We start from the raw sequence: 17,333 nt of genomic DNA on the forward strand, positions 1-17,333 counted from the left end.
ACCCTACCCCTGAAAATGATGTTAAGAACCTTCAATATTGGCCTTTTAGCTCTGCTGTTATTTGCTGGGTTAAACTCCTGGTCGCAAACTCCTCAGATTAGATTTGAGCACCTTGATATAAGAGATGGATTGTCTCATAATCGAGTAGGTACAATCTATCAGGATAATTATGGCTTTATGTGGTTCGGTACCCGATCAGGACTCAATCGATATGATGGTCATAATATCGAATTGTTGGAATTTGATGAGAATAATCCTTTCTCACCGAGTGATCCTAATGTGGTATGGCTCAAAGAAGGCCCTGAAGAACGTGTGTGGTTGAAATCCCATTATGGTGTATATGCTTATGATATCCATAAAGAACGTTTTGTAGATATCACGGCATTACTTTCAGAGCTTCAAATAAATAACTACAACCTTCGGGATATCGTCAAAGATCCACTAGGCAATTATTGGTTTGTGATAGAAAACATTGGGGTAAAAAAATACATTACTTCAACAAATCAAATCTATCACTATGGAGGGTCTTATCGAGATGTGACAAGTATCAATTTAGATCATAATGGAAATATGGCATTGGTACATTCTGATGGAGAAATTGAACTGGTGGATGTAACAGATCAGGGGAATACCACATTTTTGACCTATCCTGATCATCTCAAGGGGATCAATGATTTGATGAGTTTTCTGGATAATACAGGTGGATTTTGGTTTTACAGTGAAAATAAAAGTTTTGGATTATGCTATTATCATGCTACCAGTAAAGACCACAAACACTATGGAGTCAATGAGTTAGGTTCCAATATTGTCTCTGGGATCTTACAGGATGAGAATGACCGCATCATAATAGGAGTAGATCATGGAGGAATGACCGTTTTGGATAAGCAAAACTGGAGCTATACCAATTTTGTCAATAATCCTTCCGATCCTAAATCACTTAGTCACAACAGTATCATCTGCATGTATCAGGATGACAATGGATTGGTATGGTTAGGAACCAATAAAGGAGGGGTGAATTACTTTTCTAGTGAAGCTGTGTTTTTCAATTTCTTCAAGCAGGTGGGTAATCATCCAACTAATGCCAACGATATCTGGCCAATTGTTGAAGATGAGAAAGGGAATTTATGGCTAGGTACAGATGGAGGGGGGATTACCTACTTCAATTTAAAGACTGGAAAGTACACCAATTACACTCATGATGCAGAGAATCCCAATAGCTTGAGTTCGGATATTGTGGTGAGCATGAGTAAAGCTGCAAAGGGTGGATTGTGGTTGGGCACCTATTTTGGCGGACTCAATTATTTTGATGGCAAGAGTTTTAAAACCTATTATCACGATGATAAGGATTCTAACAGTATTTCAGATAACAGTGTGTGGAATATCCTATTGGATAGTCAAAAGCGCTTGTGGGTTGGTACGCTAAAAGGTGGCGTAGATGTGTATGACCAAAACTTCAAGAAGCTCTATCATTTTGGGTTGAGCAATCAAAAGATTAATTCAGACTATATCACTAGTTTCTGTGAAGATCAAAACGGAAATATGTGGATCGGTACAGGCTATGGCTTGCAGGTATTTGACGGTAGCGATACGCTTCGTCATATCTTAAGGGAAACGGGTAATTCTAAATCGCTCAGCAACAACTCTGTGCTTCATATTTTTTGTGATGTGGACAATAATATGTGGATAGGGACCATGTATGGGTTGAGTAAATACGACCCGAACACGGATAGTTTCACAACCTATACCAAAGAGGATGGATTGCCGGAAAACATTGTAGCTGCTATAGAGCAAGATGCAGATGGAAACTACTGGTTAAGCACACCTAAAGGACTTTCCAAATTAACATTCAAAGAAGGCAGACCCATGTTTCACAACTTTGATTTATCGGATGGATTGCAAGGGGATGTTTTCAACGAACGCTCCGTGCTTAAGCTAAAAAATGGAGATTTAGCTTTTGGAGGAAAAAATGGATTGAATGTGTTTGATCCAGAGAAAATTAGAGTTCCGGATGAGGAAAGTGAGTTGGCTTTTTTAAACTTCTTTGTTTCGAATCAGCAGGTAAAGCCTGGAGACACTTTCAATGAACGTGTTTGGTTTGAAAATGGACTAAACAATACGGAGAACCTTGTATTAAAACATGATGAAAACTCTTTTACTATAGAGTTTACGGCGCTGAGTTTCTACCGACAGGAAAATATTAATTACAAATACCGATTGATAGGATTTGATGATAACTGGGTGGTCAGACCAAATATTCACAGAGCTAATTATACCAACCTTGATCCTGGTAAATACCAGTTTGAAGTAATGGCTAGTGATCAAACCCAGCGTTGGAACAGTAAAGCCAAGGTGATGAATATTGAAATTTTATCACCATGGTGGCAAACTCCTTATGCCTATACCAGCTATGTGTTGATTTTGGTGGTTCTGTTATTTCTAACTCGAAAATCCATTATCAATAAGGAAAGATTCCGTGCTAGAATTGCTCAGGATAGATTGGAAGCCAAGCGTTTACATGAATTAGATCTCATGAAGATTAAATTCTTCACCAATATCAGCCATGAATTTAGAACGCCACTTACGTTGATTCTAACTCCTATAGAGCGATTCTTGAAAACTACTTCTGATCCTCAAAATCAGAAGCATTATCAGATGATTCATCGTAATGCCAAGAGACTGTTGACATTGGTTAATCAGCTTTTGGATTTCCGCAAAATGGAGGCCAACCAACACCGATTGTCATTGGCTACAGGTGATTTGATTGATTTTATCAAAAGCATAACTGAGTCGTTTTCAGATTTGTCTAATGATCGTCGAGTGCGATTACATTTTCATTCGAATATGAATGAGTTTTTGACGCTTTTTGATCGTGATAAAATGGAGAAAATTTTGTTTAACCTGCTTTCCAACGCTTTCAAATTCACTCATTCAGGAGGAAAAATAGATGTTTCTGTACGGGACGTTGCATATCGTGAAGAACTTCATACTATTCGAATTTCTGTGGAGGATACTGGTATTGGCATCCCGCAGGAGAGATTAAACGATGTGTTTAATCGTTTTTTCCAGTTGGACAATGATTCATCGCTTCACCTTAATCATGGAAGTGGAATTGGTTTATCCATCACGAAAGAGTTTGTGGAAATGCATGAAGGTACTATTTGGGTGGAAAGTGAAGTAGATAAAGGCAGTAGCTTCATTTTTGAGCTGCCGATGAAAAAGCTGACTGAGTATTTGGATACAGAAGATGTGGTAGATCATTTAGAAGAAGATGATTCACCTGTGATACATCAAGATGATAAAGCTACTATCATGCTTACTGATGATAATGCGGATTTTCGTTTTTATCTGAAGGACAACCTGAAAGAGGTTTATAATATCTATGAAGCGCCAAATGGTAAGGAGGCATGGAGGAAAATACTACAAAAATTACCTGATCTGGTGGTGACGGATATCATGATGCCTGAAGTCAATGGTATTGACTTATGTAAGAAAATTAAGAATGATCCACGTACGGCGCATATCCCTGTTATTTTATTGACCGCACATTACTCTGATGATCAGAAATTAGAAGGATTTGAAGCTGGAGCTATAGAATACATTACCAAGCCATTCAATTTTGAAATTTTGGTGCAAACTATCAAATCGGCCATTCAGCTGCAGAAACTTATTCATGCTCAGGAGCATCGTGTGGAGGCCAAGCCTCAAGAGATAGAGATTACTTCACTTGATGAGAAATTTATTACGAAAGCACTGGAAGTAGTGAACTCGAATATCTCCAATGCAAATTTTTCGGTACAGGAGCTGAGTAGCGAGATGGCGGTAAGTCGAGGGCAGTTGTATAAAAAAGTACTTGAGTTGACGGGAAAGACACCCATAGAATTCATCAGAGAAGTTCGAATCAAACGAGCAGCAGCTTTGCTGGAACGAAGCCAGCTCAACGTGGCTGAAGTAGCATATAATGTTGGTTTTAATAATCCAAAATACTTCACTAAGTATTTTAAGAAAGCTTATAAGGTCTTGCCATCCAAATATGCCTCTATGGCTTCTGACAAGCATACAAATAGCTGATAAAAGATGTGTTAAAGCTATTGATTTTGTGGTGTTTGTTGAGATAAATACATTTTGCACCTACTCTGGATTAAAATGATGCATGTTGCATGCCTTTTTAAGAGTTAAAATTGAGTAATTGTCAATAAGCTTTTTCATGATGAGCTGATTGTACATGTTTCGCTAAATATTTTGGGAATACTAGTCGGGCGGCATCTGCTGCCCGATTTACTTTATCAGCTATGTTAAGACCTTTACTCTTTGTCCTTACTATTAGTAGTGCTCTACTTTCTCTTGCTCAAAAAATTGAAGCAGAAGGAGGCTCTCTTACCGGCACCATCGTTGCCAACAGCCGAACCGGTTTTTCTGGAGATGGATATGTTACAGGGTTTGATGAAGATGGAGATGCCGTATCCGTTCAGGTAACGCTTGATAATGGTGGATTGTATGACCTGTGGATCGCATTTGCAGCCCCTAATGGAGAAAAAACCAATGATATTCATGTAAACGGAGACTATGTTGGGAGTCAAATTTTTCCAAGTTCACAAGCCTTTGATGAAGGGTATTTTGGTAAAGTATTTCTGAAAAAGGGTACAAATAGTCTGAAAGTCGTTAAAAACTGGGGCTATTTTGAAGTGGACTATTTTAGAATTTCGCCTACATCAGCTAATGAAATTCACAATTATCAGGATCAGTTGGTCACTTCAGGCTCTAGTTACGAAGCAGAAACACTTTACTTGTTTTTAAGAGACTATTATGGTCATCGTATTATTTCTGGTCAGCAAGCAGATGCAGGTGGTGAAAATGAGCTGGAATATATCCAGCAGCAAACAGGCAAGTTGCCGGCTATCAAAGGGTTTGATTTGATAGATTATTCCCCGACCCGTGTTGCGAATGGTACCACATCTCGTCAGACAGAGTTGGCAATAGACTGGTGGCAGCAAGATCGGGGTATAGTTTCTCTGATGTGGCACTGGAATGCACCAAAAGATTTATTAGATACTGATGATGCCCCGTGGTGGAGTGGATTTTACACTTATGCGACCACCTTTGATCCAACCATAGCGATGAATGATCCCAACTCTGAAGAATATGAACTGATACTAAGTGATATAGATGTAATTGCTGAAGAGCTTAAGGAACTTCAGGAAGCTAAAGTGCCGGTTTTATGGCGTCCGCTCCATGAAGCAGAGGGAGGTTGGTTTTGGTGGGGCAGCCAGGGGCCTGAAGTGTGTGTGTGGCTTTGGAAGGTTATGTATGATCGTCTGACGAACCATCATGGGCTGGATAATATGATCTGGGTTTGGACAGGAACAGATTCTGCTGACGCCTTGGAGTGGTATCCCGGAGATGATTATGTGGATATTGTGGGCGCAGATATCTATTTAGAAAATGGAAATTATGCCACCAGCTTCAGCATGTTTGATAACATGGCTGGAATTCATGAAGGGCAGAAAATTATCACACTATCCGAGACAGGAACTATTCCAGATGCATCAGACATGGATGACCAAAAAGCCAGATGGAGTTGGTTTGTAGTTTGGAGTGGTGATTTTATCATGGATGGAGTGAAAAATGATGTAGATCATTTAATTACTACTTATCAGCATGAGTATGTGATTACGCTGGATGAACTTCCGGACTTTTATAATTATGTGAGCCCTGATTTTGCAGATGAAGGAGTTCTTTCTTCTTTTCCTGGTATACTGGAAGCTCGTGTTTATCCCAACCCAACGAGTGATTATTTATACCTTGAGTCCAATTTTGACGTCCAGCAAATAAAGGTTTATGATTTACAAGGTTCTGAGATGCGGATTACTTCAGTATCTGATGGACGTAGACAATTAATAGACATGAGGTCTTTGAACAGCGGTGTGTACCTGGTACGTGTTTGGACCGCACAAGGCCCCAAAGGATTAAAAGTAGTAGTCAGGTAGTTTTCGGTATAAAACATTACCGAATAGATCATTTGTTAATTATAGGGTTACAGATTGTCCAGTAGGACAATGGTTAAGGGTTTGAGGGATTACATTGGTGATTGAATTTCTAACAACCTCAAAAAAATGATGAATAAGCCCCTTCAGTTACTCTTGATGGCATGGGCCCTGGGATGTGCCATTTCCGTATCGGCTCAATCGTATCTTGATGAGTCATTAACCAATGAAGAAAGAGCTAGAGACCTGGTAAGTCAATTGACGCTGGAAGAAAAAGTACAGCAGATGGTCATGAATGCACCAGCTGTAGATCGCTTGAACATTCCGCCTTATGACTGGTGGAACGAAGCTTTGCACGGAGTAGGACGAGCAGGTATTGCAACGGTTTTTCCACAGGCAGTTGGTTTGGGAGCTACATTTGATGAAGATTTAGCTTATCGGGTCTCTTCGGCTATAGCTGATGAAGCTAGAGCAATGTATAATGCCGCCTCTAAAAATGATAATTATCTTCGTTACAGCGGGCTCACTTTTTGGACTCCAAATGTCAATATCTTTAGAGATCCACGTTGGGGAAGGGGACAAGAAACATATGGTGAAGATCCTTTTCTGACTTCTAGATTAGGTGTGGCGTTTGTGAAAGGCTTGCAAGGCGACCATCCTAAGTACCTAAAAACAGCTGCTTGTGGTAAGCATTTTGCTGTGCATAGCGGTCCTGAACGATTGCGTCATGAGTTTGATGCGATTGCTTCACCCAAGGATATGTTTGAAACGTATCTTCCCGCATTCAAAGCATTGGTTGATGCAGACGTAGAGTCTATTATGTGTGCCTATAACCGTACCAATGGAGAGGCTTGTTGTGCACACCAAACGCTCCTAGGTGATTTACTCAGAGAACAGTGGGGCTTTGATGGACATATTTTAAGCGATTGTTGGGCAATAGTAGACTTTTTCGCTGAGAATGGACATGGATTAGCGGGTGGCCCAGCTGAAGCATCTGCTATGGCAGTTAAATCTGGAGTAAGCCTCAATTGTGGTGATTCTTATCCAGCACTTGTAGAGGCTGTTGAAAAGGGCTTAATCACTGAACAAGAAATTGATGAAGCCCTGGTGAAGTTGCTAGTAACCAGATTTAAACTTGGCATGTTTGATAGTGATGACTCTAATCCATATAACAAGATTGGTCAGGAAGTGGTAAATAGTCCTGAAAACCGGGCTTTGGCTAAGGAAGCTGCGCTTAAATCAATAGTCTTACTTAAGAATAATGGTGTTCTACCCATGCGAAACGACTTCAAACGTTATTTTGTGACTGGGCCAAATGCAGCAACGATTAATCCATTAATTGGAAACTACTTCGGTGTGAATCCAAATATGGTTACATTTTTAGAGGGTATTGCCGGCGCTATTTCTCCCGCGAGTCAGGTGCAATACAATACAGGGACTTTTCTGGAAACTGCCAACAACAACCCAATTGACTGGGCATCACCGGTTGCAGCAACTTCCGAAGCTACCTTCATGGTAATGGGACTTACCGGAGATATTGAAGGAGAAGAAGGAGCCGCTATTGCTTCTGAACATTATGGTGATCGGTTAGATTACAACATTCCCCAAAATCAGATTGATTACCTCAGAAAATTGAAAAATGGTAATGACAATGCTGTAATAGCAATAGTTACTGGTGGTAGTCCCATGAATCTGGCGGAAGTGCATGAGATTGCTGACGCTGTTTTACTGGTTTGGTATCCAGGAGAAGAAGGAGGCAATGCGGTTGCTGATATTGTTTTTGGTGAAGCTTCACCAAGTGGTAGATTACCTATTACGTTCCCTAAATCTCTTGATCAGCTCCCTGCTTATGAAGATTATTCTATGGTTGGTAGGACCTACAAGTACATGAGTCAGGAGCCATTATATCCTTTCGGTTTTGGATTGAGTTATTCAAAAATTGAATATGGCAATCTTTCAGTTTCGGCTAATAAAATCAAAGAAGGAGAGGAGGTAGAAGTAACTGTGAAAGTGACCAACACAGGCGAAACTGAAACTGAAGAAGTTGTGCAGATGTACCTCACGGATGATGAAGCTTCTGTGAGAGTTCCTTTTTATGATTTAAAAGGTGTAAAACGAGTGAATTTAGAAGCTGGTGAATCCACTCTTGTAAAATTTGTGATAACATCGGATATGCTGAAGTTAATTGATGAAGAAGGAGTGGCAAGACTAGAAAAGGGAAGTTTTACGGTGTCTATTGGAGGTTCTCTCCCCACACAAAGAAGCCTTGACTTGGGAGCATCTTCGTTCGTTACAACTAAACTACAATTGAAATGAAACACGTTAAGTTGTTCTGGATATGTTTCTCGTTTGTCTTTTTTATCAATGCAAAAGGACAATCACCCATTGCTGAAGGAAAGACTAAGTTTTTGGGCGGAATTCACAGTACCTCGCAGATTGAGGATTTTGAGAAATATTGGAATCAGGTCACTCCTGAAAACGCAGGCAAATGGGGAAGTGTGGAAAGCACAAAAGACGTTTATAACTGGACTCAGCTCGATCAGGCTTATGAGTTCGCTCACAACAACAATTTTCCATTTCGATACCATGTGCTTCTGTGGGGAAATCAACAGCCTAGCTGGATAGAAGGACTTTCTGCAGAAGAGCAGTTGGAGGAGATTATAGAGTGGATGGATACTGTTGCAGCGAGATATCCTGACATTGATTACCTGGAGGTAATCAATGAACCACTAAATGATCCACCCTATGGAACAGGGAATGGTAATTACTTAAATGCTCTGGGAGGTACTGGTGTAACAGGATTTGATTGGATGATTACAGGATTTAGAATGGCTAGAGAACGTTTTCCCAATGCCAAACTCATGGTCAATGAATACAATATTCTGAACAGTCCTGGAAGAGCTACAACGTACATAAATGCGATCTCTGAGCTGCAACAAGAAGGTTTGATAGATATAATTGGTGTGCAGGCACATGCATTCACGACAACAGCTGATAATGAAGTGATGAAATCTGTGTTAGATATGTTGGAGGATACCGGATTGCCAGTTATGGTAACGGAGCTGGATATAGATGGGCCTTCTGACTCGAAACAGTTAGAAGATTATCAACGAATTTTTCCCTTGCTATGGGAACATCAAGCTGTAATGGGAATCACACTTTGGGGGTTTCGGCCCGGACTATGGCGAAATGCAGAACAAGCCTATTTGATTGACACAGATGGAACAGAACGTAGTGCTCTGAAATGGCTTAGAGAATATGTGGAAACCACAGATTTGACTTTAGGGCCACTCGCTGACTTTAAGACTTCATCCATTTTAATATATCCGAATCCTGTTTCAGATTACTTATTCATTAATGAAAGCTGGAATATTAAGAAGGCTCGTATTATTGACTTAACAGGAAATGAAGTGTGGGCGAACGAACAGATTATGACAGAAAAGGTCTATTTGGGCGATTTGCCAAAGGGGTATTACATTTTTACAGCAGTCCATAAAGATGGATCTCTCGTTACTTCAAAACTTAAAATCCAATAGTATGTCCTTTATGAAATATATGTTGCTTTCACTCATAATCCTGTGGGTTTCAGCATGTAGCTCTCCTAAAAATCAAGAGAAATCTACTGTGGTTGAGTCATCAACTAAGGGACTGAAAGATTATTATGCACAGTATTTTCCTGTAGGAGTAGCTGTATACCCAGAAGCATTAAAAGGTGGTCCCGAAGCAGAATTGATTAAAAGACATTTTGTGAGCATGACACCAGAGAATGTGATGAAAATGGGGCCGATTCACCCTAAAGAGGACGAATATAACTGGTCCTCAGCAGATGATATTGTGGAATTCGCAAAGGAAAACGAGTTGAAAATGCGAGGGCATGCACTTTGCTGGCATAATCAAGTTCCTGACTGGATCTTTACAAATGATGAAAACCAATATGTTTCAAAAGAAATGCTGTTAGAGCGTCTTAAGAATCATATAATGACTGTGGTTTCTCGATACAAAGGATCTGTTTACGCTTGGGATGTAGTGAATGAAGCTATTTCTGATAGTAAAGATGAATTTTATCGAAACACCAAATGGTATGAGATCTGTGGTGAAGAGTTTATTGCTAAAGCTTTTGAATATGCTCATCAAGCTGATCCCAATGCGGATCTGTTCTACAATGATTATGAAGTAATTAATCCGGTTAAGCGGGAAAAAATCTATCAACTGGTGAAAAAACTCAAAGACTCAGGTGTCCCCATTACTGGTATAGGAATACAAGGGCATTGGTCTATTTATGAACCTACAGAGGAAACATTGCGCGAGACTATAGAGAAATTTACATCTCTGGGCTTGAAAGTGCAGATTACGGAACTGGATGTCTCCGTTTATCCAAAAGAGCATACACTACGTGAGAAGCTTGAATCTGATTCAGATCAGTTTACAGAGGAGCAAAAGGAGCTTCAAATCAAGCAATATGAGATGATTTTTAAGGTGTTTCGAGAATATAAGCAGGATCTGAATGCCGTTACTTTTTGGAATATATCTGATAAGTACAGTTGGTTGGATCATTTTCCTGTTCCTGATAGAAAAGATTATCCGCTACTGTTTGATCAGAACCATCAACCTAAAGAAGCCTATTATCATGTAATAGACTTTTAAATGGAGAGAAGGGCAGTTGCCCTTTTACTAAGGCAGAGGCTACGCATCATGTGTAGCCTTTTTTTTGTATTAAGGAGAACGATTTGGCACTGTTCATAACTTCGTTTCAGTACTATTTGTTTTTTGAAGGGGCATCAGATGTGTTTGTTCGAGGTTGATGTTAAAAGTTTTGCTGTGTAAATGGATACATGGCATTGAATGATTTAATGAAAACAATCGATTGTTGAAAATTTCGCAATTGGAGTGGCTTTATGGTAGGTTGGTGAGAGATGGTGTGTGTTGCTGACTTGATAAAGTACAATAGTTAAGGGCTATTTTGGTTTTTAAGGCCTATTTAGTGCTTTAAAAGTAATATTTGACATTTTGATACCTATTTGAGCTCAAATGATGTATATGTAGTGTAGATCATCTGGGTAATATTGATATGGTTTTCAATACGAGAACTGAAGAAATATTTATCCTAAACAAAATGATGATCTATGAGAAGTAATTCTACACATGAGGGCTATCGACCGCAAAAGCGGCTGATGTCTTCAATGTTTGCCTTCTTGTTTGTGCTCATGGGGCTAACCGCCATGGCACAGAACAAAACGGTTACAGGAGTCATCACCTCAGCCGAAGATAAAAGTACGCTGCCGGGTGTGACCATATTAGAAAAGGGAACAGGAAATGGAACAATCACTGATATCGACGGTAATTACAAAATTACTGTGAATGGTTCTGGTGCCACATTGGTTGTATCATTTGTTGGTTTTAAAACACAGGAAATCACAGTTGGCAATCAGTCTGCCATCAATATTAGTTTGGAAACAGATGTTTCTACTTTAGAAGAAGTAGTTGTCGTTGGTTATGGTACACAGAGAAAAAGTGACCTAACAGGATCGATTGCTTCTCTCGATGGAGAGGCATTGATGCAATCTATCAATACTAGTGTGGATCAGGGTTTGCAAGGCCGTGTGGCTGGACTTCAGGTTACCCAAAATTCTGGACAACCAGGTGGAGCCACCTCCATTCGTATTCGAGGAACTACGTCTGTTACACAAAGTAGTGAACCACTTTATGTAATTGATGGTATTCAGATTGGTGGTTCTGCGCAGGGCATCACAGGTTTCGATTGGCAAGGTGGTACAGGTGGTCAGCAGGCTGCTGCAAGTAACCCTATGGCTTCTATCAACCCAAATGATATTGAGAGTATTGAAGTCTTAAAAGATGCTTCAGCAACGGCGATCTATGGATCACGTGCTGCGAATGGTGTAATTATTATTACAACCAAGCGTGGTAAAACCGGAGATTCTAAAGTGTCTTACAATGGTTTTTATGCGGTGCAAAGTGTTTACAAAACTGTAGACATGATGAACCTAAGACAATACGCAGAGTACAATAATGAAGTAGCTGAAGAAGTTTCAACCATAAATTCGAATCCAAATTTCGCGGATCCAAGTTTGCTTGGAGAAGGAACCGACTGGCAAGCTGCTATTTTCAGATTGGCTCCTATGCAAAGTCATTCAGTGACTTTCACAGGAGGCCAGGAGAAACTTCAGTATTTACTATCTGCAGGTTTCTTTCAGCAAGATGGTATCGTCATAGGTTCGGATTTTGATCGTGTGAACGTTCGTTTGAATATTGACAATCAGGTGCGCGACTGGTTAAAAGTGGGTACAAGTATGTCACTTTCACGAAAAGATGAGCGAATCATCAATTCTGATGGTGGGGATGGTGTAATTGCACAGGCTGCATCGATGCCACCACACATTCCGGTAAGAAATTTTGATGGAACATTTGCAGGTCCTGAGCAGCAAAACCCATCAGCGCAGGTAGGTAACAACCCTGTTGCTATGGCGATGGTGCGTAACAATACCAATTTGTCAAACCGTGTAATGAATAACCTCTATGCAGAGGCTAAAATCATTAGTGGGTTGAAATTAAGAACAGAGTTAGCGATTGATTACAACAACGGAACTAATAAGGCATTCTTGCCAACTTTTAAATGGGGAACATTTGAAAATCAAATTAGTCAGTTTGCTCAGCGAAATTCAGAATCCTTCTTCTGGTTGTCTAAAACATTTGCTACTTACAATATGAAAATCAGTGATCACGACTTTTCAGTGATGCTGGGTAATGAAGCGCAAAAGAGTAACTACGAAGGGTTTACGGCATACAAAATCAACTTGCCGAATGACATCCAAACTATGAATCAAGGTGATATTTCTAATATTGCTAACACAGGTTACAAAGGATGGAACTCCCTGCTTTCACAATTTGCGAGAGGTACCTATTCATTTGCTGATCGATATTTAGTAACCGCTACTATACGTCGTGATGGATCTTCTCGATTTGGTTCAGAGTATTTATGGGGATGGTTCCCATCTGCATCTTTCGGTTGGAGAATATCCAATGAAGCTTTCATGCCTCAAACCAACATTATTGACAACTTGAAGTTGCGTGCAGGTTGGGGAAGAGTGGGTAACGAAGCTATTGGAAATTATGCCTTTGGTTCAGCCTTGAACGCTCTTAATACAGAGTTTGGTCCTGCAGTAAGAAATCAGCGTTATTCCAACCCGTTTGTGAAATGGGAATCATCAGAGACGATCAACGTAGGTTTAGATATCGGATTGTTTGCAGGGAGACTTGACCTGACTGCTGATGTTTACAGAAAATATACATCTGATCTATTGTTGCAACAGCAATTACCAGGAACATTCGGTAACAGAATTGGAGGTCCATATGCCAACGTTGGTAGCCTTCAAAACCAGGGAATTGAGTTGTCTTTGAACTCTGTGAATATTGATAAGGGCATGGTCAAATGGTCGTCCAATGCCAACATTACCATCAACAGAAACAGTGTGAAGGATGTAAATGATTTGCCATTTTATGAGGCAGTTTACTGGTACACAGGGTTTGATCAGGCAACGAATACAGTCGGAGGTGGCCAGCCTATTGGACAATTCTATGGTTATGTGATGGAAGGAATTTTTACCTCTAAGGAAGAAATCGAAAATCACGCAGTACAAATAGACAATGGTGAAGGTCAAAACCTGATAGATAGAACAGTCGGTTTATGGCTTGGTGATGTGAAGTGGAAAGATGTGAATGGAGATGGAAGAATCACTCCAGATGATCGTACGTTTATCGGTGATCCCAATCCTGATTTTATTTTCGGTTTCTCTAATACCGTTACCGTTGGTCAGTTCACTTTAGATGCATTTTTTGTTGGATCAGTGGGTGGAGACATTCTTAACTATACCCGAGCAAGAGGTGAGGCCATGACTGGTAACTTTGCTAATCAATCTGTGACTGTAATTGATCGTGCCAGAACTCAACTGAAAGAGGGTGGTACGGATATGAACAACATCGATGACGTAGAGCTAATCAACCCTGATACCAATATTCCAAGGTTTGATAACGGTGGAGAGAACCAAAACCATGTCATGTCAAGCAGATGGATAGAAGATGGTTCATATGTACGTCTTCAGAACTTGAAGTTGACTTATAACCTTCCTCAACGATGGGCATCGGTAGTGAAAATGTCTAGAGTGCAAGTGTATGGTAACGTGCAAAATGTAGTCACTTTCACTAAATACACTGGATTGGATCCGGTTATTGGTGCGTTCAATCAAAATTCCATGAGACAAAACTGGGATTTGGGTCGCTATCCAGCGCCAAGGATATTCACTCTAGGTGTTAATGTCGACTTCTAATCACAAAATATTAAAGAAATGAAGAATTATATATACAACATTTTCTTGAGCTTGTTCTTATTAGTAACAAGTGCTTGTGGCGAAGAATTCTTAGAATATGTGCCACAGGATGCGTCTACAGTGGCGGGTTGGTATAGAGATGAAGGAGAGATAAGACAGGCTACGGCTTCTCTATATCACGATCCTTGGTTTGGTTTTCAAGATCAGTTTGGCTGGTTAGCTGGAGATTTGCTAGCGGGTGATATGCATCACAACTGGGACCAGGAAGGACAATTCTTTTACAAATCTTTCAATGAAAGCAACCCTTATATCAACGGAGGTTTTCAAGGGCTTTACAATGTGATCTCCTATGCCAATTTGATCATTGACGATATGCCGACTATTGCTAGTGGTAATGGTGTGAGTCAGGAAGTGATTGACGCAGCATTGGCTGAAGCCAGATTTTTTAGAGGAGCAGCATACTTTCTTTTGGTAGAATACTTTGAGGAGGTACCTATTATTGAACAACCTGCACCTAAAATAGCGGCAGGTGATTTGTTCCAGCCAAAAAATACAGCAGCAAGTATTTATGAGTTTGCAAGACGAGATTTAGCGTTTGCAGCTGAAAATTTACCTGCATCTGATGTAGCTGGACGTATCACAGAGTGGGCAGCAAAAGGGATGTTAGCTAAGTTGCATGTTACTCTTGGGCAAAGAGCTCATGGAGGTGCTTCTTTTGGATCTGTTGAAGATTTCCAAACGGCAGCCAATTATGCGGCTGATGTGATCAACAACAGTGGCTTAAGCCTTGCACCTGATTATGAAAATTTGTTCAAAATTTCTAATGAAGACGATCCTGAAATTCTTTGGGGCATCCAATTCATTAACCAGGGTTATGGTACTGGAAATAGCCGTCAGGCAAGATATGCACGTCACTCCAGAATAACTGGTGATGCCCAGGCATGGGGTGGTGGAAAAGGAATGACCGTCAACTATGTTCAAAACCTGGAAGCCAATGCTGAAGGTGCTACCGACTTGCGTAGAAGAGCTATCTACATGCAGAACAATGATTATTACAGCTACATTGGTGAAGGCTATTTGTATGAGAATGTATCTAGAGATGACGATGGTGTGCAATTGGAAGGAGCTACTCCAACTCTCAATAGTTTGAAAAAATACGTAGTTGGAGGAGTTGCTGATCATGGTTATGTTATTTCCAATCAAGATTCTCCACTAGACATGTATATGTTGAGGTTAGCAGATGTGTATTTGTTGTACGCTGAAGCAATGCTTGGATCGAGCAATAGTTTGAATGGTGGTCCAGGATACGAAGCTTATGTCGCAGTTCGGAATAGAGCAGATCTTGATGCTCCTGCTGACGGAAATATGACATATGCAGATTTATTCAATGAAAGAAGAGTAGAATTCGGTCTTGAAGGTCAGGCATGGATAGATGTGAGACGTAGATATTATAGAAATGCTGCGGATGCTCTTGCATACCTGAATAATCAAAACAGAACAGCCCGGTATTACCGAATAGATCCTAATGATGACATGGAGAATGACAATGATGGCTATGAGTTGGTACAAGGAGGCGGAGGAGTAGGAAGCAATCCGTCCAATGTCAATACTGACCCGAGAGTGACTTTCACTGAAGCAGATATGGTATTGCCATTACCTGCAGCGCAGGTAACCGTAAACCCGCTGCTTGCAGCTAGTGAACAAGCCGTGGAATATAGTTTCAATGATTAATTCAAACAACATGAAAAGAAATAATTGGATATATAAAGTACTTCCGGTTATGATGATAACCAGTACTTTCTTCTTTGCTTCATGTGAAGATGATGATGGAGTGCCTTTGGAAGAGCCAAATGGATCGCCTTCCATCAACTATATACGTGTGACTAATCCAGAACAAAGTGATTCGTTACTTGTAAGAGCAGAATTAGGAGCAGGCGTAGTGATTATGGGTGAAAACCTGGGAGGTACCAGAGAGGTTTGGTTTAATGATCGTCTTGCAAATGTCAACCCATCCTGGGTTACCAACGAGACCATTATTGTTTCTGTACCAAGTGTGGCGCCATTAAATATCACGGATGAATTGTATTTGGTAGATGATAACCTGGATACGTTGATTTATCCTTTCGAAGTGACTATTCCGGCTCCTGTAGTGCTAAGTGCCAAAAATGAATGGCCACAAGCGGGAGAAAGCTTGATTATCAATGGAGACTATTTCTTTGATGTGACACCAATTACCGTGTCATTCTCAGGAGGAGTAGAGAGTGTAGCTACTTTGCTCAATCAGAACCAACTGGAAGTGCCAGTACCAGAAGGAGCACAAGAAGGGCCGGTTACAGTTTCCACCAATTTTGGTTCTGTTACATCTACATTCCATGTTTGGGATTCTAGAAATGTGGTCTTGAATTTTGATGATTTAGTTGCAAACGGCTGGAGAATCGGAATGACAGACAATAGCGATGGGCCAATTGATGGGAATTATTTAGTAGTAGGAGGCGAGATTGGCGCCAATGAAAGAGATGAAGGGCCAGGAGCACCTTCTGAATCAAGTAAGGTAATGGAATACTGGGGTGGTAGTGATCCTAACAGAACAGAAAACTTCTACCCATTGTATCCTAACTCTTACCAGGAATATGTGATGAAATTTGAAGTAAAGGTCAATACCTGGTATGGTGGTCATTTGAATTTCTGTTTGGCTCCACCGGATCATACCGGAAGCAACCAGGAAATCTGGTCTAATAGTATCAATGCCAGGGCAATCTGGGCACCGTGGGAAGAGACAGGTGAAGAGTTCTCCACAGATGGTGAATGGATTACTATGGTAGTACCAATGACAGAATTCCAATATTTCATAGAGGCACCAGATGCAATTGTATATACCGGCAATCAGAAGTTTATTGAGTCTGCTGCGGGATCGCTAAGTACATGGATCATTGGTTCACCAGAGAATACTGGAAACTATGTGGAAATGTACATTGACAACATTCGATTTGTTCAACCATAAACTAGCAGA

The 17,333-nt window shown here is 40.4% G+C and carries 8 protein-coding genes; all 8 read left to right on the forward strand.

Features of this window, described 5'->3' with window-relative positions:
* Positions 1-15: 15 nt before the first annotated feature.
* The 8 genes from NXS00_RS22145 (at position 16) to NXS00_RS22180 (ending at position 17,324) form a co-directional block, all read left to right on the forward strand.
* A complete protein-coding gene (locus tag NXS00_RS22145; RefSeq protein ID WP_258101467.1) occupies positions 16-4,068 on the forward strand; it encodes a hybrid sensor histidine kinase/response regulator transcription factor in 4,053 nt (1,350 codons plus the stop codon).
* Between the two features lie 221 nt (positions 4,069-4,289).
* On the forward strand, positions 4,290-5,984 hold the full coding sequence (locus NXS00_RS22150; RefSeq protein WP_258101468.1) for a glycosyl hydrolase: 1,695 nt from the start codon (positions 4,290-4,292) through the stop codon (positions 5,982-5,984).
* Positions 5,985-6,110: 126 nt separating this feature from the next.
* Positions 6,111-8,297 (forward strand): glycoside hydrolase family 3 protein, encoded by a 2,187-nt coding sequence (locus NXS00_RS22155; protein WP_258101469.1) that lies wholly within the window; start codon positions 6,111-6,113, stop codon positions 8,295-8,297.
* Positions 8,294-9,517 carry an endo-1,4-beta-xylanase gene (locus NXS00_RS22160; RefSeq protein WP_258101470.1) on the forward strand — a complete coding sequence of 408 codons (1,224 nt, stop codon included), beginning with the start codon at positions 8,294-8,296 and terminating at the stop codon, positions 9,515-9,517. Before NXS00_RS22155 ends, NXS00_RS22160 begins: the two co-directional genes overlap by 4 nt.
* Before the next feature lies 1 nt (position 9,518).
* Positions 9,519-10,625, forward strand: a complete 1,107-nt coding sequence (locus NXS00_RS22165) for an endo-1,4-beta-xylanase (protein ID WP_258101471.1) — start codon at positions 9,519-9,521, stop codon at positions 10,623-10,625.
* 479 nt (positions 10,626-11,104) lie between these two features.
* Positions 11,105-14,323 carry a SusC/RagA family TonB-linked outer membrane protein gene (locus NXS00_RS22170; protein WP_258101472.1) on the forward strand — a complete coding sequence of 1,073 codons (3,219 nt, stop codon included), beginning with the start codon at positions 11,105-11,107 and terminating at the stop codon, positions 14,321-14,323.
* Positions 14,324-14,341: 18 nt separating this feature from the next.
* On the forward strand, positions 14,342-16,054 hold the full coding sequence (locus NXS00_RS22175; protein WP_258101473.1) for a RagB/SusD family nutrient uptake outer membrane protein: 1,713 nt from the start codon (positions 14,342-14,344) through the stop codon (positions 16,052-16,054).
* A 10-nt stretch (positions 16,055-16,064) separates the two neighbouring features.
* Positions 16,065-17,324, forward strand: coding sequence for a glycan-binding surface protein (locus tag NXS00_RS22180; protein ID WP_258101474.1), 1,260 nt, complete (start codon positions 16,065-16,067; stop codon positions 17,322-17,324).
* Positions 17,325-17,333: the final 9 nt, after the last annotated feature.

The organism is Marinoscillum pacificum (assembly GCF_024714495.1).
Lineage (GTDB): Bacteria > Bacteroidota > Bacteroidia > Cytophagales > Cyclobacteriaceae > Marinoscillum > Marinoscillum pacificum.

What these genes read in the sequence shown, in the direction of transcription:
- NXS00_RS22145 (WP_258101467.1), top strand. Translation starts at nt 16, where the DNA reads ATGATGTTAAGAACCTTCAATATTGGCCTTTTAGCTCTGCTGTTATTT.
- NXS00_RS22150 (WP_258101468.1), top strand. Translation starts at nt 4,290, where the DNA reads ATGTTAAGACCTTTACTCTTTGTCCTTACTATTAGTAGTGCTCTACTT.
- NXS00_RS22155 (WP_258101469.1), top strand. Translation starts at nt 6,111, where the DNA reads ATGATGAATAAGCCCCTTCAGTTACTCTTGATGGCATGGGCCCTGGGA.
- NXS00_RS22160 (WP_258101470.1), top strand. Translation starts at nt 8,294, where the DNA reads ATGAAACACGTTAAGTTGTTCTGGATATGTTTCTCGTTTGTCTTTTTT.
- NXS00_RS22165 (WP_258101471.1), top strand. Translation starts at nt 9,519, where the DNA reads ATGTCCTTTATGAAATATATGTTGCTTTCACTCATAATCCTGTGGGTT.
- NXS00_RS22170 (WP_258101472.1), top strand. Translation starts at nt 11,105, where the DNA reads ATGAGAAGTAATTCTACACATGAGGGCTATCGACCGCAAAAGCGGCTG.
- NXS00_RS22175 (WP_258101473.1), top strand. Translation starts at nt 14,342, where the DNA reads ATGAAGAATTATATATACAACATTTTCTTGAGCTTGTTCTTATTAGTA.
- NXS00_RS22180 (WP_258101474.1), top strand. Translation starts at nt 16,065, where the DNA reads ATGAAAAGAAATAATTGGATATATAAAGTACTTCCGGTTATGATGATA.